Here is a 22,074-nt window from a genome sequence, read left to right as displayed (position 1 = left end):
GATGCGGTGCTGCAGATGCATCTGGAAGCGGAGCACAACGCGCAAGGCGCGCGAAAACTGGCGTGATGCAGGGGCTTCCTCATACGCGGTGTCGGGCCTCCACCCATGCCGCCTCTTGCCCAAACCAGTCCGTCAGAAAGTCGATGAATGCGCTCACCTTGGCCGATAGGTTGGCGCGCTCCGGATACACCGCAAAGATGTCGGCCGCGGGCAATGCCCAGTCGGCCAGCACGGGCACCAGGCGCCCCGCGCGCACGTACTCGTGGATGTCCCACTCGGAGCGCATCAGGATCCCGTAGCCGGCCAGCGCCCACAGCACACCGGTTTCGCCGTCATTGGTGCTGAGCGCGCCGCGCACCTTGATGGTCTCCTGCTTGCTGGCGCGCGTGAGGTACCACGTGCCGTAGGCGGCGTCGCTTTCGCGCAGCACGATGCACTGATGTGATTGCAGATCGCGCGGCACCTGCGGCACGCCCGCGCGTTTAAGATACTCGGGCGACGCACACAGCAGCCGGCGGTTGCTGACGATCCTGCGCGCCACCATGCGCGAGTCCGGCACCGTGCCGAACCAGATGCCGATGTCGAACGCCTTGTCCGCTAGGTTGACGGACCGGTCCGTCAACTCAAGCTGCACTTCCACCTCGGGATAGCGCCGCGCAAATTCCACCACGGCCTGCGCGATATGCCGGCGCCCGAACCCGAACGTCGCATTCACCCGCAGCAGCCCTTTGGGGGTGCCCCGGCTGCTGGAGACGGTCTGCTCCAGTTCCTGCAGCTCTTCAAGCAGCCGCGCACCGGTGGCCAGGTAGATCTCGCCTTCGTGGGTGACGCTCAGCCGGCGCGTGGTGCGGTTGAGCAGCCGCACGCCCAGCCGTTTCTCCAGTTGCGCCAGACGCGCGGTGATGGCCGGCGGCGTCACGCCAAGCTCGCGCGCCAGCGCGGCCAGCGAGCCCTGCTTGACCAGCTGGGTGAAAAACTCCAGATCCGATACGCGATCCATTATTCAATTGAAATGAAGAATAGATAAATTTTGACGCCAATTATAAAACGCTTCTGCATATCTACACTCCAGTTCACCGGTGGGCCGGGCCCAATCAATACGACCGGCCACCCGAATTGGAGGAAGCATGGCAAAGACGCTGTATCAGAAGCTGGTGGAGTCACACACGGTTGCCCAGCTCGATGCGCAGAACGTACTGCTCTACGCAGACCTGCACATCATGAACGAGTACACCAGCCCGCAAGCCTTTGCTGGCTTGGCAGAAGCTGGCCGCGCGGTCGCCGTGCCGGGCCAGCAGATGGCCGTGGTGGACCACATCATCCCCACACACCCGGTGCGGGTGCGCGTCATTCAAGACCCGGCATCGGCGCTGCAGGCGTCCAACCTGGCGAAGAACTGCGGCGAGCACGGCATCGTCCTGTTCGACACGAACGACGCGCTGCAGGGCATCGAGCACGTGATCGCGCCGGAGCTGGGCATGATCCGCCCGGGCATGGTGGTGCTCTGCGGAGACAGCCACACCACCACCTACGGTGCATTCGGCGCGCTGGGGTTTGGCATCGGCACGTCGGAGGTCGAGCACGTGCTGGCCACGCAAACGCTGGTCTACCGGCTCGCGCAAGACATGCGCATTCGCGTGGACGGCGAACTGCCCGTCGGCACCACCGCCAAAGACCTGATCCTGCACATCATCAGCCGCGTCGGTGCACAGGGTGCGCGTGGTTACGTGGTCGAGTTCATGGGCAGCGCGATTGCGGCGCTCTCCATGGAAGCACGCATGACCCTGTGCAACATGGCGGTGGAAGCCGGGGCACGCGGGGCGCTCATTGCGCCGGACGCCAAGGCCACGCGCTACGTGCTCGAACATGCGCGTGATGTGGCACACACGCACGCCAGTGCTGCGCTAGCCGACTGGCGCCAGCTGTTCAGCGATGCCGATGCGCAGTTCGATGCCGAGCACCGCTTCGACGCGCGCGACGTTGCACCGTACGTGACCTGGGGCACGAGCCCCGATCAGGCGATCCCCGTGACGGGCACGATCCCGCAGCCGGACGCAGCCTCCGCCCAAGCGTTGCGCTACACGGGCCTGCAAGCCGGTACCGCCATCGAAGGCGTGCCCGTGCAGCGCGTGTTCATCGGCTCGTGCACGAACGCGCGCATTGAAGACCTGCGCGCCGTCGCGGCCATCGTGCGCGGTCACAAGGTGGCGCCGGGTGTGCGCGCGATGGTCGTGCCCGGCTCGGGTGCGGTGCGTCGCCAGGCCGAGCAGGAAGGGATTGCCGAGGTGCTCAAGGCCAGCGGCTTTGAATGGCGCCAGCCGGGCTGTTCGATGTGCCTGGCCATGAACGACGATTTTCTCGCCCCCGGTGAGCGCTGCGCGTCCACCACCAACCGCAACTTCGAAGGGCGCCAGGGGCGCGGTGGCATCACACACCTGATGAGCCCTGCCATGGCCGCCGCGGCAGCCATCACCGGCTGCATCACCGACGTCCGTCAACTGCAAGCACAGCAAGCCGAGGCCGCCCATGTCTGACAACCCACGCATCGAAGGCATCGCCGCGCCGCTGCCCACGCCCAACCTCGACACCGATCAGATCATGCCCAAGCAGTTCCTGCGCGGCATCGACAAGTCCGGTCTCGACAAGGGCCTGCTCTATGACCTGCGCTACGACGCCGATCACCAGCCGCGCAGCGAATTCGTTCTCAACCAGCCGGCGTATGCAGGCGCTTCCATTCTGGTGGGCGGCAGCAACTTCGGCTGCGGCTCCAGCCGCGAGCACGCCGTGTGGGGTCTGCAGCAGTTCGGTATCCGGGCCGTCATCGCGCCAAGTTTTGGCGAGATCTTCTACAGCAACGCGATGAACAACCGCTTGCTGCTGGTGATGCTCGATGCGGCAGTTGTCGAGCGCATCCTGGCCGACGTATCCAACCCGGCCACCAGCCGCATCGCCATCGATGTGGAAACGATGACCGTGCGCAGCCACAGCGTTGCGGCAACGTTCTCGTTGTCCGGGCGCCATCGCCACATGTTCCTGCATGGCCTGGACATGATCGGCGCCACGCTGGCGCGCTGGGCCGAGATCGACGCCTTCCAGCAAGCGCACTGGAAAACACGCCCCTGGCTGCGCGACGTTGCCGCCACCACGCGCGCGCGCCTTGCCGCAATGACACCGGGCAGCAGCCTCTGAGGCTTGCCCGGCACGCGCTTCAACATTCACACATTGCACCGGCGCTCCACCACCTCGCTCAAGACGAGGCTCGCCGCGCGTCAAACCAGGAGACAACCATGGAAGCATCCATCCAGGCGCAAGACACGCGCACCGGCCTATGGCGCACGCTCGTCGACACCAAGATCGGACCGCTGCCGCTGCCCGTGTATGTGACGATCGCGGCCATCACCGTGCTGGCCGCGATCAACAAGAAGCTGCCCAACGACATGATCGGCGGCTTGGCGGTGCTCATGCTGCTCGGCTTCCTGCTGGGCGAGATCGGCGCGCGGCTGCCGGTGTTCAAACACATTGGCGGCGCAGCCATCCTGTGCCTGTTCGTGCCCTCAGCACTGGTCGGCTACAAGGTGATCGACCCGGAGATGATGAAGGCGCTGACCACCACCATGAAGACGGCCAATCTGCAGTATCTGTACATCGCGTGCCTGGTGGCAGGCAGCATTCTTGGCATGAGCCACCGGGTGCTGGTGCAGGGGTTCATGCGCATGTTCATTCCACTGCTGGTGGGCACGCTGGCGGCCGTGGTGGCGGGCATCACCGTCGGGTTGTTCTTCGGCTATGACCCGAAGCACACGTTCTTCTTCATCGTCATCCCCATCGTTGGGGGCGGCATTGGCGAAGGCATCCTGCCGCTGTCGATCGGCTACTCAGAAATCCTGGGCCGGCCGCAGGCGGAACTGATCGCCATGCTGGTGCCGGCCGCGCTGCTCGGCAACGTGGTCGCCATCCTGGCGAGCGGTGTACTCAAGACGCTGGGTGAGAAACGCCCGCACCTCAGCGGCAATGGCGATCTGGTCAAATCCGGCAAGGATGCCGACCTGCTCAGCAACAGCCACACCGATGTGCCCATCAACCTGAGCCTCATGGGCGCCGGGCTGATGATCAGTTGCGCGTTCTTCATCTTCGGCGCGCTGCTCGCGCAGTTCACGGGCATTCCGGGGCCGATCCTGATGATCATCAGCGCGGCGCTGCTGAAGGTGTCAAAGGTGCTGCCGCAAAAGATGGAACTGGGCGCCCACCAGATGTACCGGTTCGTTTCGACCAACCTGACGTTCGCCATCCTGGTCGGCCTGGGCGCACTGTTTGTGTCGTGGAAGGAGCTGGTGGCCGCCTTCACGCCGGGCTACTTTGCGATCTGCGCGGCGACGGTGCTGGCGCTGGTCGGCTCGGGCTTTCTCGTCGGCAAATGGCTGGGGATGTATCCGGTGGAATCGGGCATCGTCACCGCGTGCCACAGCGGGCTGGGCGGCACGGGCGATGTGGCCATCCTCTCGGCATCCAACCGCATGGGGCTGATGCCGTTCGCGCAGATTTCAACGCGCATCGGCGGGGCGGCCATGATTGTCTGCGCGACGCTTCTGCTCAAGGTGCTGCACTGACGGGCAAGGATTCCAAACCCACGCTTGCGCGGCGTGCCCGCTGTGAAGTTCTTCATCGGGCCACCCGCGCGGCTCGTGAACCGCATACGGGCGGTCTCATCGCGCACCTGCTGCAAGCCCTGATCAAGAAAGGCCATGGCGACATTGCAAAGCGCGTTGCCATCCGGGCACAGCGAATCCAAAACCACACGCGACATCCCGAGAGAGAAATAGGTACAGCTACAGCCCACCCTGACCGACCTCGAGGCCGTTCCATATGCGGAAATGGCGGCCCGTCCGAACCCGCGCCACTTTGTCATCCAACCAGTACCGGCGCGGGTTGCCATGCTGCTCTCGATCGAGCGAAAGAAAGGCAAGCCCTTGACCAAACAACGAAAATGGCCAGTCCATCAAGACCGGCCATCCCGGGAGAAGCGTCTCAAGCGTGTTGGGGAGTGAGTTCAGCCCAAATCCAGCGGCACGAAAATCTTCGTATCGTCCCGCTGCACCAGCAGCGCAACATGCTTGCCAGCGCGATCCACCAGCGTGCGCAGCTCCTGCGCAGAAGACACCGGCGTACCGTTGAGCGACAGAATCACATCACCCGGCTGAATACCAACCTTGGCCGCAGGCCCCGTCGCATCCATCACCACCAGCCCGCCGGGCAGACCGCTCTGACGCTTCTCTTCCGGTTGCAGCGGACGCACGGCCAGGCCCAGGCGGCCTTGGTCAGGCGTCGCCTTTTCGTTGGCCGCCACCTTCGCATCCTTGGCGGCACCCACGGTGACTGACAGCGTGGTCGGCTTGCCCTGGCGGATGATTTGCATCGGCACGGTCGTGCCTGGCTTGATCTCGGCAACCTGTTCCGGCAGGTCGCCCGAGTGGTCGATGCGGGCACCGTTAATCTGCAGGATCACGTCACCGGTCTGCAGGCCCGCCTTGGCGGCCGGGCCATCGGCCTCCACCGAGTTGACGAGCGCGCCTTCAGGCCTGGGCAGCTTGAAGGAATCGGCCAGCGACTGATTGACCTCCTGCACGGCAATGCCCAGGCGACCGCGCGTGACCTTGCCGGTGGACACGAGCTGCTGTTCCACCTTCATCGCCACATCAATCGGGATGGCAAACGACAGGCCCTGGTAACCGCCGGTCTGGCTGTAGATCTGCGAGTTGATGCCGATCACCTCGCCACGCACGTTGAACAGCGGGCCGCCCGAGTTGCCGGGGTTCACGGCCACATCCGTCTGGATGAAGGGCACATACGTATCGTCTGGCAATGAACGCGATTTGGCGCTCACGATGCCCGCCGTCACCGTGTTATCAAAACCGTACGGCGAGCCGATGGCCGCCACCGGCTCACCCACCTTGGTATTGGCCGGGTTGCCGATCTGCACCACGGGCAGGTTGGTGGCCGAGATGCGCAGTACCGCCACGTCGGATTGCTTGTCCACGCCCAGCACCTTGGCCTTGAACTCGCGGCGGTCGGTCAGCTTGACGTTGACCTCTTGCGCGCCATCCACCACGTGGGCGTTGGTGAGGATCAGCCCATCGGCCGAGACGATGAAGCCCGAGCCCAGCCCGCGCACGATCTGGTCGCCGCGCTGCTGCGGCACCTGCGGCATGAAGCGCTTGAAGAATTCGGCAAACGGGTCGTCCGGGCTCATGCCGGGCGGCAGGCCTTGCATACTGGTGCGTTGCGCGTGTGCAGTGGTGCTGATGTTGACCACCGCCGGACCATAGCGCTCGACGATGCCGGAGAAGTCCACCGGTGCAGCCACCGCGATCGGGGCACCCGCTGCAGCCTGCGCAGTCACTGGCGCCAGCGGTGCGGCCACCGCATGCGAGATCATGTCCTTCTGCAGATAGGCATAGCCACCTGCAACGGCCATCACAGCGGCCAGGCCAGCCGCGCTGCGGGTCAGGGTTTGACGCGTCATTGTCGTGTCCTCTCGTGCTTGGTACGCGGGCCACGACTGACAAGGTCGCCTGTCGTGCCCATCGGTTGCCAACATCGTAGGCACGCAGACTTAATCGAGACTTAAATGCTCGGGCATCACATGCAACAAAGTATTTCTGGAGGGTAGCGGCTAGGCGGCCGCCTTGAACGGAAAGCGCAGCACCACACGCAAACCGCCGCCCTCTCGTTCCTCCAGCGCCAACGTGGCATCGTGCCCCTGTGCAATCTCGCGCACGATCGCCAAACCCAGTCCGCTGCCGCCGGTGGGTGCCTGCGCGGGACGGTAGAAGCGGTCGAGCACACGCTCGCGCTCTTCAGCGGGAATGCCGGGGCCGTTGTCTTCCACCACGAGCTGTGCACCGCCGTCAGGCGCATGGCCCGTCGATACGTCCACCCGCGCGCCGCGCGGGCAGTAGTTGAGCGCGTTGTCGACCAGGTTGACCAGCAGCACGCGCAGCGCATCGCCGTTGCCCGTGACTGAAGCGGGCTGCGACTCCATGGCGATACCGAGGTCGATGCCCTTGTGCATGGCCGCCGGCGACAGCTCGGCCACCACATCAGCCGCCACCGCATCGAGCGCAACCGGCGCGCGCTGCGTATCTGCCGCGCCGGGCTCCTGCCGCGCTAGCGTCAGGAGCTGGCCCACGAGGCGAATCATCCGCTCCACGCCGCGATGCAGATCGGCATGCGCGGCGCGACGCTCATCCTCATCCTGCGCACGGTCAGCCACCTGCAGCTGCAGCTTGAGCGCGGCCAGCGGCGTGCGCAGCGCATGCGCGGCATCCGCAACGAAGGCACGCTGATGCGCGAGTGCCGCACCCAGACGGGCCAGCAGATCGTTCAACGCGTTGGTGAGCGGGCGAATCTCATCCGGCAAACCCTGCGTGGGCAGCGGCGACAACGCAGCGGCATCGCGCGCCTGCACTTGCTTGGCGACCGAGCCCAGCGGCGCCAGCCCGCGCCCCACCGCCAGCCACACGATCCAGCCCAGCAGCGGCAGCAGGATCAGCAGCGGCGCCACGGTGCGCAGCGCCATGCGGGCGGCCACTTCGTGCCGTGCGCTATACGGCTGGGCGATCTGCACAACAGCCGGCCCATAGGCCACGCTGTAGACCCGCCACGGACCCTCGGGCGTGCGTACATCAGAGAAGCCGAGCGCCGCGCGGGCGGGCAAATCAGGACGCGCGTGCGAAAGGTAGAGGCTGCGGCCGGTGTCGTCCCAGATGCGGATCACGACATCGTCGTCCCCGGCGATGGCGGCCAGTGCTGGCGGCGGCGGGTCGATCCACTGGCTCGGCAACGCGGCGGCCACCTGCTGCATCTGGTAGTCGAACAATGCGTTGGCTTCCTGGCGCGCCTGCGCGTAGATCAGGCCGGTGGCCACTACGATAGCCGCCAGCAGACCGCCGGCCAGCCACCACAGCAGAGTTTTTCGAATCGATTGCATGTGCTATTGGTGGTCTTTGCCGTCGGCTGGTTCCGCAGGAGACGTTGGCGACACAGAGGTCTCGCGGGGAATGACGTACCCCACGCCGCGGATGTTCTGGATGAAGTGGCTGCCAAGTTTCTTGCGCAACGCGTGGATGTAGACCTCCACCGTGTTGCTGCCGACCTCCTCATCCCAGCCATAAAGGTTGTCCTGCAACTGCGCGATCGACCACACCTTGCCCGGCCGCGCGAGCAGTGCATGCAACACGGCAAACTCGCGCCCCGACAGCTTGACTGGCAGCCCCGCACGCAGCACCTCACGCGTGACGGGGTTGAGCAGCACCTCTCCGTGGCGCATGAGCGGATCAGCACGACCGCCCTGGCGGCGCAGCAAGGCATGCATGCGTGCAGCCAATTCCTGCAGGTCGAACGGCTTGACGAGGTAGTCGTCTGCCCCCGCGTTGAGGCCGGCCACACGGTCGGCCACCGCGTCGCGCGCGGTCAGGATCAGGATGGGGATGGCGATGCCACGCTGGCGCACCTCGCGCACCACCTCCAGCCCGTCGCGCTTGGGCAGGCCGAGGTCAAGCAGCATCAGGTCGAACATGGAGGTGCCGGGGTCAGCGCCGGCAGCACCGGGGGCGATGACCGCCTGCACGGCGGCGTCGCCATCGCGCACCCAATCGATGGCGAAACCGTCGTGGCGCAAACCCTTGCGCACGCTGTCGCCAATCATGTCGTCGTCTTCGACTAGCAGTACGCGCATGACAAGAAAGATGATGAGCCGGGGAAGGCTCATTGTAAGACCGCCATCGGGATTGCCCGATGAAGGCCCGACGGCCCCTCTGGTTTACCCCTTCATCCGAAAGAGACGCACCGTCTACGCCCAGCCCGCTGGGCGTTTGCCGTGCCGCAACAACGCCGTATGCATCCCGCGCAAACCCAATCGTCATGGGCTTTTTTGCGCATATCGCACACGGGTGGCAGGGCGTACAAGCCCGCCTTCCCGCACCGGCAGGGGCCGTGAAAACCCCGAGTCGGCGGCAATTGACAGCTTAAATAGTTCATACCTAAATTAATCATACTCAAACCATTTGCAGCCGGCATCACACCGCCGGGCCCTGCGCAGCCTGGCGCGACCGTACCCGGACGCGCCCCGCCCCAGCCCGCACACCAGGCGAAGGGTATGCGGCCGACCGCCCGCTTCATCTCGCGCCGCACGCATGAGCCGCACCGCCAGCAGCACCCCAAGCCGTATCCACCCCAATACCGAGGAGACCCCATGTTCAAGCCACTCGTTCTTGCCGCGGCGCTATCTACATTGGCCGCGGGCGCCACGGCCGCCGACGGCATCAAGGTCGGCATGATGACCACGCTGTCGGGCCCCGGCGCGAGCCTGGGCATCGACATCCGGGACGGCTTCAACCTGGCGCTCAAGCGGCTGGACAAGAAACTGGGCGGCCTGCCGGCCGACGTGCTGATCGCCGACGACGCGCAGAACCCCGAGACGGGCAAGCAGATTGCCGAGCGCTTCATCAAGAAGGACAAGGTCGACATCGGCACCGGCATCGTCTTCTCCAACATCATGCTGGCCGTGGGACCGGCGTTCTTCAACACGCAAACCTTCTATGTCTCGGCCAACGCCGGGCCCAGCCAGTACGCGGGCGCGCAGTGCAATCCCTACTTCTTCAACGTGGCCTGGCAGAACGACAACCTGCACGAGGCGATGGGCAAGTACATGCAGGACAAGGGCATCAAGAAGGCCGTGCTGCTGGCGCCCAACTACCCGGGCGGCAAGGACGCGCTGGCGGGCGTGAAGCGCTACTACAAGGGCACGGTGGCCGACGAGATCATGACCAAACTCGGCCAGCTCGACTACGCGGCCGAGATCGCGCAGATCCGCGCGGCCAATGCCGATGCGCTGTACGTGTTCCTGCCCGGCGCGATGGGCGTCAACTTCATCAAGCAATATGCGCAGTCCGGCCTGCTCAAGAAGACGCCGCTGTACGCGCCCGGCTTCTCCGCCGACGAGGATGTCGTGAAGGCCGTGGGCCCGGCCATGGAAGGCATCTACAACACCTCGCACTGGTATCGCGAGATGGACAACCCCACCAACAAGCAGTTCGTTGCCGATTTCCAGAAGGAATATGGCCGCCTGCCGACGCTGTATGCATCGCAGGGCTACGACGCCGCCCTGCTGATCGACGCAGCCGTCAAGCAGGTGGGCGGCAAGCTCGACAACAAGGCCGCGCTGCGCAAAGCCCTGGAAACCGTCAAGGCGCCCACCACGCGCGGCGAATACCGCTTCGGCCCTAACCACTATCCGGAGCAGGCCTACTACCTGCGCGAGATCGTGAAGAGCGCCGACGGCAGCGTCAGCAACAAGTACATCGGCAAGGTGGCCGACAAGCTGGCCGACACCTACGTGGGCGAGTGCAAGATGCAGTAGGCGGACGGACCACCGACGTTATACCGATGCCGATGCCGCTTCGCGCCACGCGGGGCGGCCCTCCTGGATGGCCTCACGCCTCTGCGCTTCCCTGCGGTTTCATCATGCTGGCACTGATCCTTGAACAATTCCTCAACGGGCTGCAGTACGGGCTGATGCTGTTCCTGCTGGCGGCGGGGCTGACGCTCGTGTTCGGCATCATGGACCTGATCAACCTGGCCCATGGCTCGCTGTACATGATCGGCGCCTTCCTGGCGGCTGCGTTCTACCAGCTCGTGCACCACTTCTTCGGCGCGCTGCTGCTGGCGATCGTGGCCACTGCGCTGTTGGGCGCGCTGCTGGAGAAGGTGCTCTACCAGCGGCTGCAGCGCATGCCGCATCTGTCGCAGGTGCTCGCCACCTTTGCGCTGATCCTGATCGCCAACGAGGCCACGAAGATGCTCTTCGGCGCGCAACCGCTGATGATCGGCATGCCCGACAGCCTCTCGGGCTCCGTCAATCTGCTGGGCGACGATCTGCAGTACCCGCTCTACCGCCTGGTGATCATCGCCGTGGGCGTGGCGGTGGCGGTGGGGCTGTATGTGCTGGTCAACAAGACTCGGCTCGGCATGTGGATCCGGGCGGGCGCTTCCAACCCGCCCATGGCGGCCACCATGGGCGTTCGCATCCAGCCGCTGTTCACCTTTGTCTTTGCGCTGGGCGCCGCGTTGTGTGCGCTGGCGGGGGCGCTGCTGGGGCCACTGCTGTCGGTGTCGATCGGCATGGGCGAATCGATCTTGATCCCGGCCTTCGAAGTGATCGTGATCGGCGGCATCGGGTCGATGCGCGGCGCGCTGGTCGGGGCGCTGCTGGTGGGCATGATCGACACGCTGGGCCGGCTGGTGATGACCACGCTGCTCAAGGCGCTTGCGGTGTCAGAGGCGGCCACGCTGGGCGCCACGCTCGCCTCCATGCTGGTCAGCCTGCTGATGGTGGGCATCCTGTTCTTCCGGCCCAAGGGCCTCTTTCCGGCGCGGGGGTAAGAGCATGTCGCAACAACCGTCTCTGCTGAACCTGCGCCCCGCCGACACACCGCTGACGGCCGGCCTGCCCGGCGGCTGGACCGCGCTGGCCGTGGTGGTCGGCCTGGCGCTGTACCCGCTGCTGATGCGTGGTATCGGCGCGGATTTCTACATCACGCTCGGCGCACGCATCCTGATCCTGGCGCTGGCTGCCAGTGCGCTCAATCTGGCGCTTGGGTACGGCGGCATGATCAGCCTCGGGCATGCGGCGTTCCTCGGCACCGGCGCCTACACCGTGGCATTCCTGATGAACCAGGGCGTGCAGGCGGCCTGGCTGGCGGTGCCGGCCGGCGTGGCTGTCGCCGCGCTGGCGGCCTTCCTGATCGGGGCGGCCAGCCTGCGCACGAGTGGCGTCTACTTCATCATGATCACGCTGGCCTTTGCGCAGTTGCTGTACCTGCTGACGGTGTCGCTGCCGGTGCTGGGCGGCGACGACGGCCTGCAGTTGACGACCCGCCTGAATGTGCCCGGCCTGTCGCTGGGTGACGACGTGGCCTTCTACTACTTCGTCCTCTTCATCGCAGGGCTGGCCTTCGCCCTGCTCTACCGCCTGGTCGCCTCGCGCTTCGGCCGCGCGCTGGTCGCCATCCGCGAGAACGAACGGCGCATGGCGGCCATCGGCTACCCCGTCTACCGGCTCAAGCTGATGGCCTTCACGCTCTCGGGTGGGCTGGCAGGACTGGCCGGTGCACTGCTGGCCAACCTGAGCCTGGGCGTCACGCCGCATACGCTCACGTGGCACCAGTCGGGCCTGTTGATGGTCATGGTGATCCTGGGCGGCTCGGGCTATTTCTGGGGCGGCGTTGCGGGCGCGGCCATCTTCCTGCTGCTGGAAGAGGTCATCTCCTCGCACACCGAACACTGGAACCTCGTGCTCGGCGCGCTGCTGCTGTTGATCGTGATGGTGGCGCCCAACGGCGTCATGAGCCTGCGCGGCCGCATAGCCGCTGCGCTGCGCCGCGGAGGTGCGCAATGAGCCCGATCCTGCAGGTTGATCATCTCTTCAAGCGCTTTGGTGGGTTGGCGGCCACCAACGACTGCAATCTGGAAATCGCCGCCGGCGAGGTCCATGCGCTGATCGGCCCGAACGGCGCCGGCAAAACCACGCTGTTGGCGCAACTGTCGGGCGAACTGGCCTCCGACAGCGGCCGCATCCTGTTCCGCGGCAACGACGTCACGCGCCAGCGCGTGCATCAGCGCGTGGCGGCGGGCATCGCGCGCTCGTACCAGATCACGACGCTGTTTGCCCGCCTGACGGTGCGCGAGAACCTCGCGCTCGCCGCGCAGGCACGCACGGGCCACTCCTTCGACGTGCTGGGCGTGGTGGCCGGTGAATCGGAGTTGGACGCCGCCGCGCAGGAGATCGCCCACGTCGTCGGACTGAGCGATGCGCTGGACCGTGTGGTCGGCACGCTCTCGCACGGCAAGCAGCGCGCGCTGGAAATGGGCATGGCGCTGGCCTGCCAACCGGCCGTGCTGCTGCTGGACGAGCCGATGGCCGGCACCGATCCGGAGGAATCCCAGCGCATGGCCGATTTGATTCAGGCGCTGCGCGGCACGTACACCATCGTGCTGGTCGAGCACGACATGGATGCGGTGTTCCGCCTGGCCGACCGGATTTCGGTGCTGGTCGCCGGCCACGTCATCGCCACGGGTGCGCCGGCAGACATCCGTGCCAATCCGGCCGTCATCCAGGCCTACCTCGGCAACGACAGCGACACCGCCGACGAGGCGCCTGCCACCCACACGATAGTGATCTGAGATGAGCGCCCTGCTTTCGTTTGAACACGTGGAATCCGGCTACGGCCAGAGCCAGGTGCTGTTCGGCATGGATTTCGAACTGCGCGCCGGCCAGGTAACCACCCTGCTCGGCCGCAACGGCATGGGCAAGACCACCACGCTCAAGGTGCTGTTCAACCTGCTGCCCGCCTGGCGCGGCGAGATCCGCTTCCGCGGCGAGCGCATCAACGGCCGCTCCACCGAACGCATCGCGCAGATGGGTATTGCGCTGGTGCCGGAAGGCCGGCAGATCTTTCCGAACCTGACTGTGCGCGAAAACCTCGCCGCCTTTGCCGGCAACCGCAGCGGCAGTGCAGACCCTTGGAACCTCGACCGCATCCACGCCCTGTTCCCGCGCCTGAAAGAGCGCAGCGACAACATGGGCAACGAATTGTCCGGCGGCGAGCAGCAGATGCTGGCCATCGGCCGTGCATTGATGACCAACCCGCATCTGCTGATCCTGGACGAGGCGACCGAGGGCATCTCGCCACTGATCCGCCGCGAGATCTGGAACGTGCTGGCCCGCCTGAAGGCCGCCGGCCAAACCATCCTAGTGATCGACAAGTACCTGAAGGAAATCCAGCGCGTGGCCGACCACCACGTCTTCATTGAAAAAGGCCACGTGCCGTGGACGGGCGACAACGCCCGCCTGGCGGCGCAGCCCGACCTGTGGGAGCGCTATCTTGGCGTCTGAACCGATGCATGCGCCGGCGGTGGACCTGGCGCGCGAATACGATGTCTCGGCCTTCGTGCCGGCCTTTGCATCGACCCTGTCGTCGTGGACCGAGCGCTCCCGCGCGCTGCGCGACGGGCCGAACCGGCTGCCCGGTCACTACAACCTGCCATACGGGCCGGGCGAAGCGGAACAGCTCGACCTGTTCTGCGCCGCACCGGCCACGCACAACGCACCCCTGCTGGTCTTCCTGCACGGTGGCTTCTGGCGGCGCCTGCACAAGGACGATTTCGCCTGGGTCGCTCCCGCTTACGTGCAGCGCGGCGTGTCCGTGGCCGTCGTCAACTACGGCCTGGCTCCGGCCACGACGCTGGAGACCATCGTCGACCAGACGCGTCGGGCCATCGCCTGGCTGTACAGCCAGGCAGACACCTACGGCATCGATCGCCGCCGCATGGTCGTGTCGGGCCACTCGGCGGGCGGGCACCTGACGTGCATGGCCATTGCGACCGACTGGCCTGCGTTGGATGCAGCCCTGCCGGCACGGCTGCTGGCAGGCGGCATTGCGCTGTCGCCGCTGGCCGACCTTGCGCCGCTGGCGCAGGTGCCGGTCTTGCACAACGACCTCCATTTCACGCCGGAGCGCATTGCGACCTTGAGCCCGATCCACCAGATGCCGGTGGCGAACACCCCGCTGATCGGCGCCGTGGGCGGCCAGGAAAGCAGCGAGTTCAAACGCCAACTGGCGCTGCTTGCCGATGCCTGGTCCGATGGCTGGCGCGGTGCGGTCGACATGCCGGCGGACGATCACCTGAGCCTGTGCGAAGCCTTCGCGCAACCGCAGTCACCGTTGTTCGAGGCATCGCTGGAATTGATCGATGTCTGTCGCGCGTAGGGCCGCGCCGGCAAGCATGCACAACGCTTGGCAGACATCGTGAACACTCCACGCAACCGGCGCAAAGGCAAGACGGAACCGCAGCATGGCGGCGCCGTCCGCCCCGACTCGAAGCCCCCATCCGCCGGCAACCACGGTGCGCTGCGCGTGTGGTTGCGGCTGCTGACCTGCCACAGCCTGATCGAAACGGAACTGCGCAGCCAGCTGCGCACCCGCTTCGAGACCACCCTGCCGCGCTTCGACCTGATGGCGCAGCTTGAGCGCCATCCGCAAGGGCTGAAGATGCGCGACCTGTCGCGGCTGCTGATGGTGTCCGGCGGCAACGTGACCGGCATCACTGATCGCCTGGTCGAAGAAGGCCTGATCGAGCGCCGTGATGACCCGCGCGACCGGCGAGCCTACACGGTCTGCCTGACCGACAAGGGCAAGACCCAGTTTGCGGAGATGGCGGCGTTGCACGAGCAGTGGGTGATCGCCCTGTTCGACGGCCTGAGCGGCGAAGAGCAGGGCCAGCTCGCCAACCTGCTCGGCAAGCTCAAGCGCCACCTGGGCGAATCGCCTGGGCGCTAGCGGCCGCCCCTTGCCGGCCGCTAGCCAACCACGCCTACGTAGCGATCAGAACCCGCCCGACTGGATGAGCTGGTTCAGCGCGCCGATGTTCAGGCTGCCCCACCCCGTCGGGTAATCCCAGCCCTGGGCCGCGTTGTAGCCGTAACCCTGGTAGCCATTGTTGCCCGACACCACGTCATACCGCAGCAGCGAGGCATTGGCCGGAATGGCGCTGTACAGCCGCGCCGCCGGGAAGCCCAGGTTGCCGTTGGCCGCCAGCAGCCGCGCCCAGAAACCCACGAAGATCGGCGATGACAGGCTGGTGCCGCCAATCTGCTGCAGTTGCCCGTAGTTGTAGATGTAGGCGCCAGTACTTTGCGCGGCATCGAATGACACGTCGGGCAGCAGGCGGGCGTTGCCGCCCTGCCAGGCAGGCGCGGGCAGGATCTGGCTGCTGCCGCCGCCCGTAGCCCACAGCTTGCCGTTGCCATCCAAGCCTTCATTCCACACGGTTTCGCTGGCGAAGCTCGAACCGCTGGTGTAGAGCGTCGTGCCGCCAATGGCCAGCACGTGCGGCGACGATGCCGGCCACGACACGCTGTAGTTGCCGCCATCCGGATAGCCGCGGTTGTTGCACTCGTACACGCCTTCGTCACCGGAGGAGACAGAGAACGTCTGCCCCTGCGCGGCGGCCGTGGTGAAGATGGCCTCTTCGGCGTTGAGCGTGCCGTCGGCGTTGGCGTCGTTCTCGCACCAGCCGAGCGACACGTTGATGATCTTGGCCGTGTTGTCCGACACCGCCTTGTTGAAGGCCTTGGTCAGGCCCGTGTTGCCCGGTGCGTTCAGATCCGCCATGTAGAAGGCCAGCTTGCCGACTGCGCCGCCCGCTGCACCCACGATGGACTGGCTGTCGAGGTTCCACTCGCCCTGGCCGTCTTGGTCGTCGGCGTAGTTGCCGCTGGTGCCGTTGGTCTTGATGGTTTGCGTGGAAACGGTGGCGTAGCCATTGCTGCTGGTAAAGGTGCGCAGGTCGCGCAGCGTTTGCGACACCCCGCCAATGGTGATGATGCCGATGGTGGTGCCGCTGGCCGTCGGCACGCCGGTAGCGCCGTACAAGGCCGGGAATTCCTTCGGATAGTGGCCCGTGGCCGTACCGGCGGCCAGCGTGCGGGCTTCTGCCACGTCACCCACGCGCAGCAGCGGGCGGGCGCGCGTCACGTTCTGCAGCCCCAGCACGGAGCCGACAATGCCGCCCAGCGCACGCGGCACCTGAGCCTTGCCGCTGTTGGCAAAACCACTGCGGCCCGCAAACTGGTAGTGCACCAGCGGCGTGTTGAATGCGGTCCTGATCGTGCCGGCTGTACCGCGTGCCGACACCAGCAGCCGGTTGGGCGCGACCTCGATGTCGATGAAGCCGTTCTGGCGCAGATAGCTCACCACCGCATCGACCTGCGCCTGGGTGGGCGCATGGTCAGCCAGGAACCGTGCGCTCGTGAGGTACTGGCGATAGTGCACGCTGCGCGGATTGTTCACGTCGTGCGCGAGCGCCTTGAGCTTGGCTTCGTTGCGCGGCGTGAGGCTGATCAGCACATCGGTGGTCTGTCCGGGTGCGACCTCGTTGGCGGCACCGCGCGCCATGAGCTGGGGGCCCGTAACGAAGGCCTTGGTGTGGGTGTCGACCCAATCCGTGGCGGCATGCACGGACCCAGCCGCCAGCGCCAGCGGCCATGCGCGGGCCAGGTGACGGCATAGGGAGGAAAGATGCTGCATGGGGGTGGCAGTACGGTTCATCGGATGTCCCTTTTAGGAGTACGACGTTGTGGAGCCACCGCGCTTGTGGCGCCCGTGGCGTCGTTCACCGTATCCACCACTTCGCCCCTGCAACAGTGCAAAAACATACAGTTGCAGGCGGAGCCATCCACACCTAAGCAGGCGGTTGCGCAAGGCTGCGCTTGCCTTTATCGTGACGCGATCAACCACCCGACACCCGCGCGCAGATGAGCGCCCTGCCAGCCACGCCCCCCGCCCCCGCCAACGCTTCGACCGACTTGCGCGAGCGCATCCGCACTGCACGTGCATCGCTGTCGCCAGCGGAGCGCCAAGTGGCCGACTGGGTGCTGCGCCAGCCGGGCACGGTGCTGAGCCTGCCCGTGGCAGCCATCGCGCGTGAGGCCGGCGTCAGTCAGCCAACCGTGATCCGCTTCTGCCGTTCGATGGGCTGTCACGGCCTGTCGGATTTCAAGCTGCGGCTGGCCCAAGGCAACCTCGGCAATGTGGCGCACGACGGCGCACGCGGTGCCGCGCCGGAACGCGCCGCACCGCCGCCGGGCACGCGCGTGCTGCAGAACACCATCGACGCACTCGCCGCCTTGCAGGACCGGCTCGACCCACACGCATTGGACGCCGCCGTTGCACTGGTCGACGCTGCCCACCGCATCGACCTGTACGGCTTCGGCAGCTCCGGCGTGGTGGCGGCCGATGCACAGACCAAGTTCTTCCGCTACGGCATTCCCGCCAATGCGTACAGCGATCCGTACCTCGTGTCGATGTCGTTGAACGTGTTGCAGGCGGGCGACGTGGTGATCGCCATTTCCAAGTCAGGCGCACTGCCCGAATTGCAGACGGCCGTGGAGCGCGTGCGTGAGCTAGGCGTGCGTGTGATTGCCGTGACGGCGCCCGACAGCCCACTGGCCGCGTTGGCTGATGTGGTGTTGCCCGCCGACGTGGTCGCCGACGTAGCCGACCGCTCCATGGTCGCGCGGCTGCTGCACCTGGCGTTGCTCGACGCCCTGGTGCTGGAAGTGGCGCTGCGCAAGGGCAGTGCCATTCCGCAAGACCGTCAGTTGCCGGAGTAGATCGGGCTGCGCTCGATCAGCACAGTCACCTGTGCACCGCCGGGCATGGCGGGCAACAGTTCGCTGAGCGCCACCGTCGTGCTGTCAGCGCGCGGCGTGAAATGCCATGCGCCGATACGCGTGCCGCTGCTGAACGCCACCGTCTCGCCCGATGACACACGCACGACGTTCTGGCCGCGCAGTTCGACCGTGCGCGTTGCCGTCTTCGCATCCGCGGGCGTGCCGAACAGGTGGGCGTAAGCGCCCGGCCGGGCAGCTTCCTGCACGGTCATCTGCGTGACAGCCAACGCCGGATTGGCACTGAGAAACGCCGCGAGCGAAAGCGCGGCGGGTAATACAAAGGCAGCAGAGAAGGTCATCGCAAACTCCTGTCGTCGTGTCAGAGACAGGGTCAGCGTAGAAGGCGGCCCCCGACGCGAACGTGGCGCGTAGATGACAAACGCATCATCTACCGCACCCACATCCGGGCGCGATCAATGCCCTTGTGCGACCGCGTGGTCCATCGCCGCGCACAGGCCGATGAGCGCGGGGTACGGCGAGTGAATCACATACACGGGCATCGATGCCACATAGGCCGAGAAACGCCCCTTGTCTTCAAAACGCCGGCGGAACGGCGAGTTGGCAAAGGTCGGCCCCAGGCGCGGCACGATGCCGCCGCCGATATACACACCGCCCCGCGCACCGAGCGTGACCGCCAAGTTGGCCGCGATGGTGCCCAGGAACGCGCAGAACGTGTCGACCGCATAGCGGCAGCGGGCATGATCGCCCAGGTTGTCTTCCATTTCGCCGAGCGCGATGGCGGTGATGTCTGCGGCGCGGCGCACGGCGGGGCCTTGCTGCCAGAGGTCAAAGCATGCGCCCAGCGCTTCGTAGATCAGCTCCAGCCCCATACCTGAAATCAGGCGCTCGGCCGACACGTGACCAAAGCGGTCACGCGCGAATTTCCAGATCGCGACTTCCTCGTCGTTCATTGGCGGGAAGGCGACGTGGCCGCCCTCACCCGCCACGGCGATATAACGCACACCCGAGCGACCATCCGGCGTGGGCAGCAATGACGCCACGCCCAGGCCCGTGCCAGCGCCCAGCAGCGCGCGCGGCGCATCGGTCAGGCCCGCACCACCGCCCACCTGCTCCAGCTCGTCCGCCGGCAAGTACGGCAGCGCGTGGGCCAGCGCGGCAAAGTCATTGAGTACGACAAAGGTGTCGAAGCCCAACGACTGCCGCATCGCTTCAATGGAAAACGCCCAGTCGCGATTGGTCATGCGAATCTGGTCACCCAGCACCGGGTTGGCGATGCCAATGGCGGCATGCCTGACACCCGTGGCCGCAATCTCACGCGGTAGCGCCGCAAGATACGCGCGCATGGCCGCTTCGAGCGAAGGGTAGTCGTCACCGGCCAGCATGCCGATGTGGGCGAGGCGCATGGGCGCCATCTCCAGCGCAAAGCGCACGTTGGTGCCACCCACGTCGGCCACCAGGCGCGGGTAGGCCAGCGTGTGGGCCAATCGGTCGGCCCCGGTGCCCGCGCTCACTTCATGCAGTCCAATAGACATCGAGCGGTACCTCCCGCTGATGAATGACGTAGCTCACCGGCAGCGCGCGCTGTGTCGCGCCCTGTGCAGCCTCGTCGAATACCGTGCGCTTGACCGGCCCCGTGATCGACAGGAACAACTGCCGCGCCGCGCACAGCGCCGACAGGTTCAAGCTGATGCGCCGATGCGGCGCCACACCCGGGCGCACCGGCAAATACGCAGGCGCCTGCTCGCGGTCGATGCCCTCGTCCAGTTCTGCCGCATCGGGAAACAGCGATGCCGTATGCCCGTCGTCCCCCATGCCGAGGATCACGACGTCGGGTTGCTGAAACGGATCGTTGGCGGTGGCCACACACGCATCCACTTCCACGGAATCGCCATGCACGTGTGCGGACAGCACCAGCGGAAAGAAACGCGCGGCGGCAGCACCGTCCTGCAGCAGATGCTCGCGTACCAGGCGCGCGTTGCTGTCGGCATGCTCGGGCGGCACGGCGCGCTCGTCGACCAGCGTGATCGACACATCGGCCCAGCGCAGCGGCAGTACACGCAGCGCAGCAAACAAGGCGATGGGCGAGCGCCCGCCGGATACGGCCAGGCAAGCACTGCCCTGCGCGTCGATCAAACGCGTCAGCGCACCAGCGATGGCTTCCGCCAGCGACGCAACTTGCGCTGACGCATCCGACGAGACGTGCCACCGCATCGTCATCACATCTCCTCGTGCCAGGCAGCGGCATCGCGCGAGAGCAGTGCGCTCGACGCAGCCGGCCCCCAACTGCCCGCCGTATAGCCCTTGGGTGGCGTACGTGCCTCATTCCACGCTTCGATGATGGGCTCGACCCAGCGCCACGCCTCGGCTTGCTCGTCGCGGCGCACGAACAGGCCCAGCTTGCCGTTGACGGCATCCATCAGCAGACGCTCATACGCACCGGCATGGCGCACGCCGCCGTGGTTGGTGAAGTCCAGGTCCAGCGTGGAAGGCTGCAGGCCTAGCGCCGCGCCCGGCGTCTTGGTCAGGAACTGCAGGCGGATGCTTTCTTCCGGCTGCAGGCGAATGACGAGACGGTTTTCGGGAAACTGGATCAGCGGCTTCGGAAACAACGCATGCGGCACGTCATGAAAGCGCACCACGATCTCCGCCAGCCGCTGCGGCATGCGCTTGCCGGTGCGCAGGTAGAACGGCACGCCGGCCCAGCGCCAGTTGGCAATCTCGGCCTTGATGGCGACAAACGTTTCGGTGCGGCTGTCCGGCGGAATGCCCTGCTCGTGCAAATAGCCCTGCACCGGCTGCCCGGCGATGGCCCCTTCCAGATACTGGCCGCGCACGGTCTTCTCGGGCACTTCCTGCAGCGGAATCGGCTTGAGCGCCTTGAGGATCTTGAGCTTCTCGTCGCGGATGGCGTCTTGCGACAGGCTCGACGGCGGCTCCATGGCGACGATACACAGCAGCTGCAGTAGGTGGTTCTGCACCATGTCGCGCAGCGCGCCGACACCGTCATAAAAGTCGCCGCGCTTTTCCACGCCGAGCTGCTCGGCAATGGTGATCTGCACATCCTTGATCCACTCGCGGCGCCACAGCGGCTCGAACAGCGCATTGCCGAAGCGGATGGCCATCAGGTTCTGGACGGACTCTTTCCCGAGGTAGTGGTCGATCCGGTAGATCTGCTCTTCAGCAAAGAACTCGGCCACGGCGGAGTTGATGCGCTCGTTCGACGCGAGATCGGTGCCCAGCGGCTTTTCCAGCACGAGCCGCACATTGGGCGTATTCAGGCCAACGCGGGCGAGCTGCGCGCAGATGTCGATGAAGATGCCGGGCGCCGTGGCCAGGTAGCACACGGTCACGGGCGCACGGTCTTCACCCAGCGCAGCGGCCAACCCATCGAAATGCTCCGGTTTGCGGGCATCGACCTGCTGATAGACGATGCGCTTGGCGAACGATTCCCAGGCGTCGTCCGACACGGGTGCGCCGGAGTATAGGCGCATGGTCGGCCGCGTTTCACGCTCCAGCAAGGCCAGGTAGCCCGCGGTTTCCAGCGGTTGGGTGCCGATGGCGAAGATCCGCCCGCGCGGGTGCAGTTCGCCGCCCTGGTGCGCATCGAACAAGGCCGGAATCAGCTTACGGCGGGCCAGATCGCCCGTACCGCCAAACAACACCATGTCGAATGCGGGCACCGACATCGTCATCTCCTGTGTGTGAGCCACTGATTAGGCTAGCCTAGAAAACGCGCAGGAATCGCGCCGATTCATTGTGAGCGCGTTTTGTGGCGGCTAGCGGGGCAACGTGCTTTTCTCGCCCATTCTGTAGTATTACTACAT

General features: G+C 65.9%; 20 protein-coding genes. 11 read left to right on the top strand and 9 right to left on the bottom strand.

Going from position 1 to position 22,074, the window contains the following annotated elements; genetic code table 11:
• Window positions 1-79: 79 nt before the first annotated feature.
• Entirely contained in the window at window positions 80-1,000 is a 921-nt protein-coding gene (locus F7R11_RS20310; RefSeq protein ID WP_064808352.1) for a LysR family transcriptional regulator, read from the bottom strand.
• Between the two features lie 127 nt (window positions 1,001-1,127).
• Between F7R11_RS20310 and leuC the strand changes: the two genes are divergently transcribed.
• The 3 genes from leuC to F7R11_RS20295 all read left to right on the top strand — a co-directional run bounded on the left by leuC (window position 1,128) and on the right by F7R11_RS20295 (window position 4,607).
• Complete coding sequence (gene leuC, locus F7R11_RS20305; protein WP_064808354.1) at window positions 1,128-2,534, top strand: 3-isopropylmalate dehydratase large subunit; 1,407 nt, start codon at window positions 1,128-1,130, stop codon at window positions 2,532-2,534.
• Window positions 2,527-3,189 carry a 3-isopropylmalate dehydratase small subunit gene (gene leuD, locus F7R11_RS20300; RefSeq protein WP_064808356.1) on the top strand — a complete coding sequence of 221 codons (663 nt, stop codon included), beginning with the start codon at window positions 2,527-2,529 and terminating at the stop codon, window positions 3,187-3,189. Before leuC ends, leuD begins: the two co-directional genes overlap by 8 nt.
• Before the next feature lie 98 nt (window positions 3,190-3,287).
• On the top strand, window positions 3,288-4,607 hold the full coding sequence (locus F7R11_RS20295; RefSeq protein ID WP_064808358.1) for a 2-hydroxycarboxylate transporter family protein: 1,320 nt from the start codon (window positions 3,288-3,290) through the stop codon (window positions 4,605-4,607).
• A gap of 440 nt (window positions 4,608-5,047) precedes the next feature.
• Here F7R11_RS20295 and F7R11_RS20285 read toward each other — a convergent pair whose 3' ends face one another.
• The 3 genes from F7R11_RS20285 to F7R11_RS20275 all read right to left on the bottom strand — a co-directional run bounded on the left by F7R11_RS20285 (window position 5,048) and on the right by F7R11_RS20275 (window position 8,734).
• Complete coding sequence (locus F7R11_RS20285; RefSeq protein ID WP_064808360.1) at window positions 5,048-6,520, bottom strand: DegQ family serine endoprotease; 1,473 nt, start codon at window positions 6,518-6,520, stop codon at window positions 5,048-5,050.
• A gap of 150 nt (window positions 6,521-6,670) precedes the next feature.
• A complete protein-coding gene (locus tag F7R11_RS20280) occupies window positions 6,671-7,987 on the bottom strand; it encodes a sensor histidine kinase (RefSeq protein WP_021193310.1) in 1,317 nt (438 codons plus the stop codon).
• A 3-nt stretch (window positions 7,988-7,990) separates the two neighbouring features.
• Window positions 7,991-8,734 (bottom strand): response regulator transcription factor, encoded by a 744-nt coding sequence (locus tag F7R11_RS20275; RefSeq protein WP_064808362.1) that lies wholly within the window; start codon window positions 8,732-8,734, stop codon window positions 7,991-7,993.
• Between the two features lie 516 nt (window positions 8,735-9,250).
• On the opposite strand from F7R11_RS20275, the gene F7R11_RS20270 reads away from it, so the two are divergent.
• The 7 genes from F7R11_RS20270 to F7R11_RS20240 all read left to right on the top strand — a co-directional run bounded on the left by F7R11_RS20270 (window position 9,251) and on the right by F7R11_RS20240 (window position 15,395).
• Window positions 9,251-10,417: an ABC transporter substrate-binding protein gene (locus tag F7R11_RS20270; RefSeq protein ID WP_064808364.1), complete on the top strand. Its 1,167-nt coding sequence runs from the start codon at window positions 9,251-9,253 to the stop codon at window positions 10,415-10,417.
• Between the two features lie 101 nt (window positions 10,418-10,518).
• A complete protein-coding gene (locus F7R11_RS20265) occupies window positions 10,519-11,439 on the top strand; it encodes a branched-chain amino acid ABC transporter permease (RefSeq protein ID WP_104577589.1) in 921 nt (306 codons plus the stop codon).
• Window positions 11,440-11,563: 124 nt separating this feature from the next.
• Entirely contained in the window at window positions 11,564-12,454 is an 891-nt protein-coding gene (locus F7R11_RS20260; RefSeq protein WP_231973416.1) for a branched-chain amino acid ABC transporter permease, read from the top strand.
• Window positions 12,451-13,239: an ABC transporter ATP-binding protein gene (locus F7R11_RS20255; protein ID WP_064808369.1), complete on the top strand. Its 789-nt coding sequence runs from the start codon at window positions 12,451-12,453 to the stop codon at window positions 13,237-13,239. The genes F7R11_RS20260 and F7R11_RS20255 overlap by 4 nt, the downstream gene beginning before the upstream one ends.
• Window positions 13,240-13,249: 10 nt before the next feature.
• Window positions 13,250-13,951: an ABC transporter ATP-binding protein gene (locus F7R11_RS20250; protein WP_197495075.1), complete on the top strand. Its 702-nt coding sequence runs from the start codon at window positions 13,250-13,252 to the stop codon at window positions 13,949-13,951.
• Window positions 13,941-14,825, top strand: a complete 885-nt coding sequence (locus tag F7R11_RS20245) for an alpha/beta hydrolase (RefSeq protein WP_151180555.1) — start codon at window positions 13,941-13,943, stop codon at window positions 14,823-14,825. Before F7R11_RS20250 ends, F7R11_RS20245 begins: the two co-directional genes overlap by 11 nt.
• Before the next feature lie 39 nt (window positions 14,826-14,864).
• Window positions 14,865-15,395 (top strand): MarR family winged helix-turn-helix transcriptional regulator, encoded by a 531-nt coding sequence (locus tag F7R11_RS20240; protein ID WP_064809100.1) that lies wholly within the window; start codon window positions 14,865-14,867, stop codon window positions 15,393-15,395.
• Window positions 15,396-15,440: 45 nt separating this feature from the next.
• On the opposite strand, the gene F7R11_RS20235 is transcribed toward F7R11_RS20240, so the two are convergent.
• Window positions 15,441-17,165, bottom strand: a complete 1,725-nt coding sequence (locus tag F7R11_RS20235) for a S53 family peptidase (RefSeq protein ID WP_064808371.1) — start codon at window positions 17,163-17,165, stop codon at window positions 15,441-15,443.
• Between the two features lie 206 nt (window positions 17,166-17,371).
• Here F7R11_RS20235 and F7R11_RS20230 point away from each other — a divergent pair, with 206 nt between their 5' ends.
• Window positions 17,372-18,229: a MurR/RpiR family transcriptional regulator gene (locus F7R11_RS20230; RefSeq protein WP_064808373.1), complete on the top strand. Its 858-nt coding sequence runs from the start codon at window positions 17,372-17,374 to the stop codon at window positions 18,227-18,229.
• On the opposite strand, the gene F7R11_RS20225 is transcribed toward F7R11_RS20230, so the two are convergent.
• The 4 genes from F7R11_RS20225 to zwf all read right to left on the bottom strand — a co-directional run bounded on the left by F7R11_RS20225 (window position 18,214) and on the right by zwf (window position 21,936).
• The gene (locus tag F7R11_RS20225; protein WP_064808376.1) at window positions 18,214-18,588 is read right to left on the bottom strand and encodes a CzcE family metal-binding protein; all 375 of its coding nucleotides are present in this window, start codon (window positions 18,586-18,588) and stop codon (window positions 18,214-18,216) included. The genes F7R11_RS20230 and F7R11_RS20225 overlap by 16 nt on opposite strands.
• Before the next feature lie 114 nt (window positions 18,589-18,702).
• A complete protein-coding gene (locus F7R11_RS20220; protein ID WP_064808378.1) occupies window positions 18,703-19,782 on the bottom strand; it encodes a glucokinase in 1,080 nt (359 codons plus the stop codon).
• Window positions 19,763-20,467, bottom strand: coding sequence for a 6-phosphogluconolactonase (pgl, locus tag F7R11_RS20215; RefSeq protein WP_082932960.1), 705 nt, complete (start codon window positions 20,465-20,467; stop codon window positions 19,763-19,765). The genes F7R11_RS20220 and pgl overlap by 20 nt, the downstream gene beginning before the upstream one ends.
• The gene (zwf, locus tag F7R11_RS20210) at window positions 20,467-21,936 is read right to left on the bottom strand and encodes a glucose-6-phosphate dehydrogenase (RefSeq protein WP_021193296.1); all 1,470 of its coding nucleotides are present in this window, start codon (window positions 21,934-21,936) and stop codon (window positions 20,467-20,469) included. Before zwf ends, pgl begins: the two co-directional genes overlap by 1 nt.
• Window positions 21,937-22,074: the final 138 nt, after the last annotated feature.

Source organism: Ralstonia insidiosa, from assembly GCF_008801405.1.
Taxonomy (GTDB): Bacteria; Pseudomonadota; Gammaproteobacteria; order Burkholderiales; family Burkholderiaceae; genus Ralstonia; species Ralstonia insidiosa.
This window is presented reverse-complemented; position numbering and strand designations above follow the sequence as displayed.

Bases quoted from the DNA above. Each gene is read 5' to 3' on its own strand.
- F7R11_RS20310 (WP_064808352.1), bottom strand. From the start codon at position 1,000: ATGGATCGCGTATCGGATCTGGAGTTTTTCACCCAGCTGGTCAAGCAG.
- leuC (WP_064808354.1), top strand. From the start codon at position 1,128: ATGGCAAAGACGCTGTATCAGAAGCTGGTGGAGTCACACACGGTTGCC.
- leuD (WP_064808356.1), top strand. From the start codon at position 2,527: ATGTCTGACAACCCACGCATCGAAGGCATCGCCGCGCCGCTGCCCACG.
- F7R11_RS20295 (WP_064808358.1), top strand. From the start codon at position 3,288: ATGGAAGCATCCATCCAGGCGCAAGACACGCGCACCGGCCTATGGCGC.
- F7R11_RS20285 (WP_064808360.1), bottom strand. From the start codon at position 6,520: ATGACGCGTCAAACCCTGACCCGCAGCGCGGCTGGCCTGGCCGCTGTG.
- F7R11_RS20280 (WP_021193310.1), bottom strand. From the start codon at position 7,987: ATGCAATCGATTCGAAAAACTCTGCTGTGGTGGCTGGCCGGCGGTCTG.
- F7R11_RS20275 (WP_064808362.1), bottom strand. From the start codon at position 8,734: ATGCGCGTACTGCTAGTCGAAGACGACGACATGATTGGCGACAGCGTG.
- F7R11_RS20270 (WP_064808364.1), top strand. From the start codon at position 9,251: ATGTTCAAGCCACTCGTTCTTGCCGCGGCGCTATCTACATTGGCCGCG.
- F7R11_RS20260 (WP_231973416.1), top strand. From the start codon at position 11,564: ATGCGTGGTATCGGCGCGGATTTCTACATCACGCTCGGCGCACGCATC.
- F7R11_RS20255 (WP_064808369.1), top strand. From the start codon at position 12,451: ATGAGCCCGATCCTGCAGGTTGATCATCTCTTCAAGCGCTTTGGTGGG.
- F7R11_RS20235 (WP_064808371.1), bottom strand. From the start codon at position 17,165: ATGAACCGTACTGCCACCCCCATGCAGCATCTTTCCTCCCTATGCCGT.
- F7R11_RS20230 (WP_064808373.1), top strand. From the start codon at position 17,372: ATGAGCGCCCTGCCAGCCACGCCCCCCGCCCCCGCCAACGCTTCGACC.
- F7R11_RS20225 (WP_064808376.1), bottom strand. From the start codon at position 18,588: ATGACCTTCTCTGCTGCCTTTGTATTACCCGCCGCGCTTTCGCTCGCG.
- F7R11_RS20220 (WP_064808378.1), bottom strand. From the start codon at position 19,782: ATGTCTATTGGACTGCATGAAGTGAGCGCGGGCACCGGGGCCGACCGA.
- pgl (WP_082932960.1), bottom strand. From the start codon at position 20,467: ATGACGATGCGGTGGCACGTCTCGTCGGATGCGTCAGCGCAAGTTGCG.
- zwf (WP_021193296.1), bottom strand. From the start codon at position 21,936: ATGTCGGTGCCCGCATTCGACATGGTGTTGTTTGGCGGTACGGGCGAT.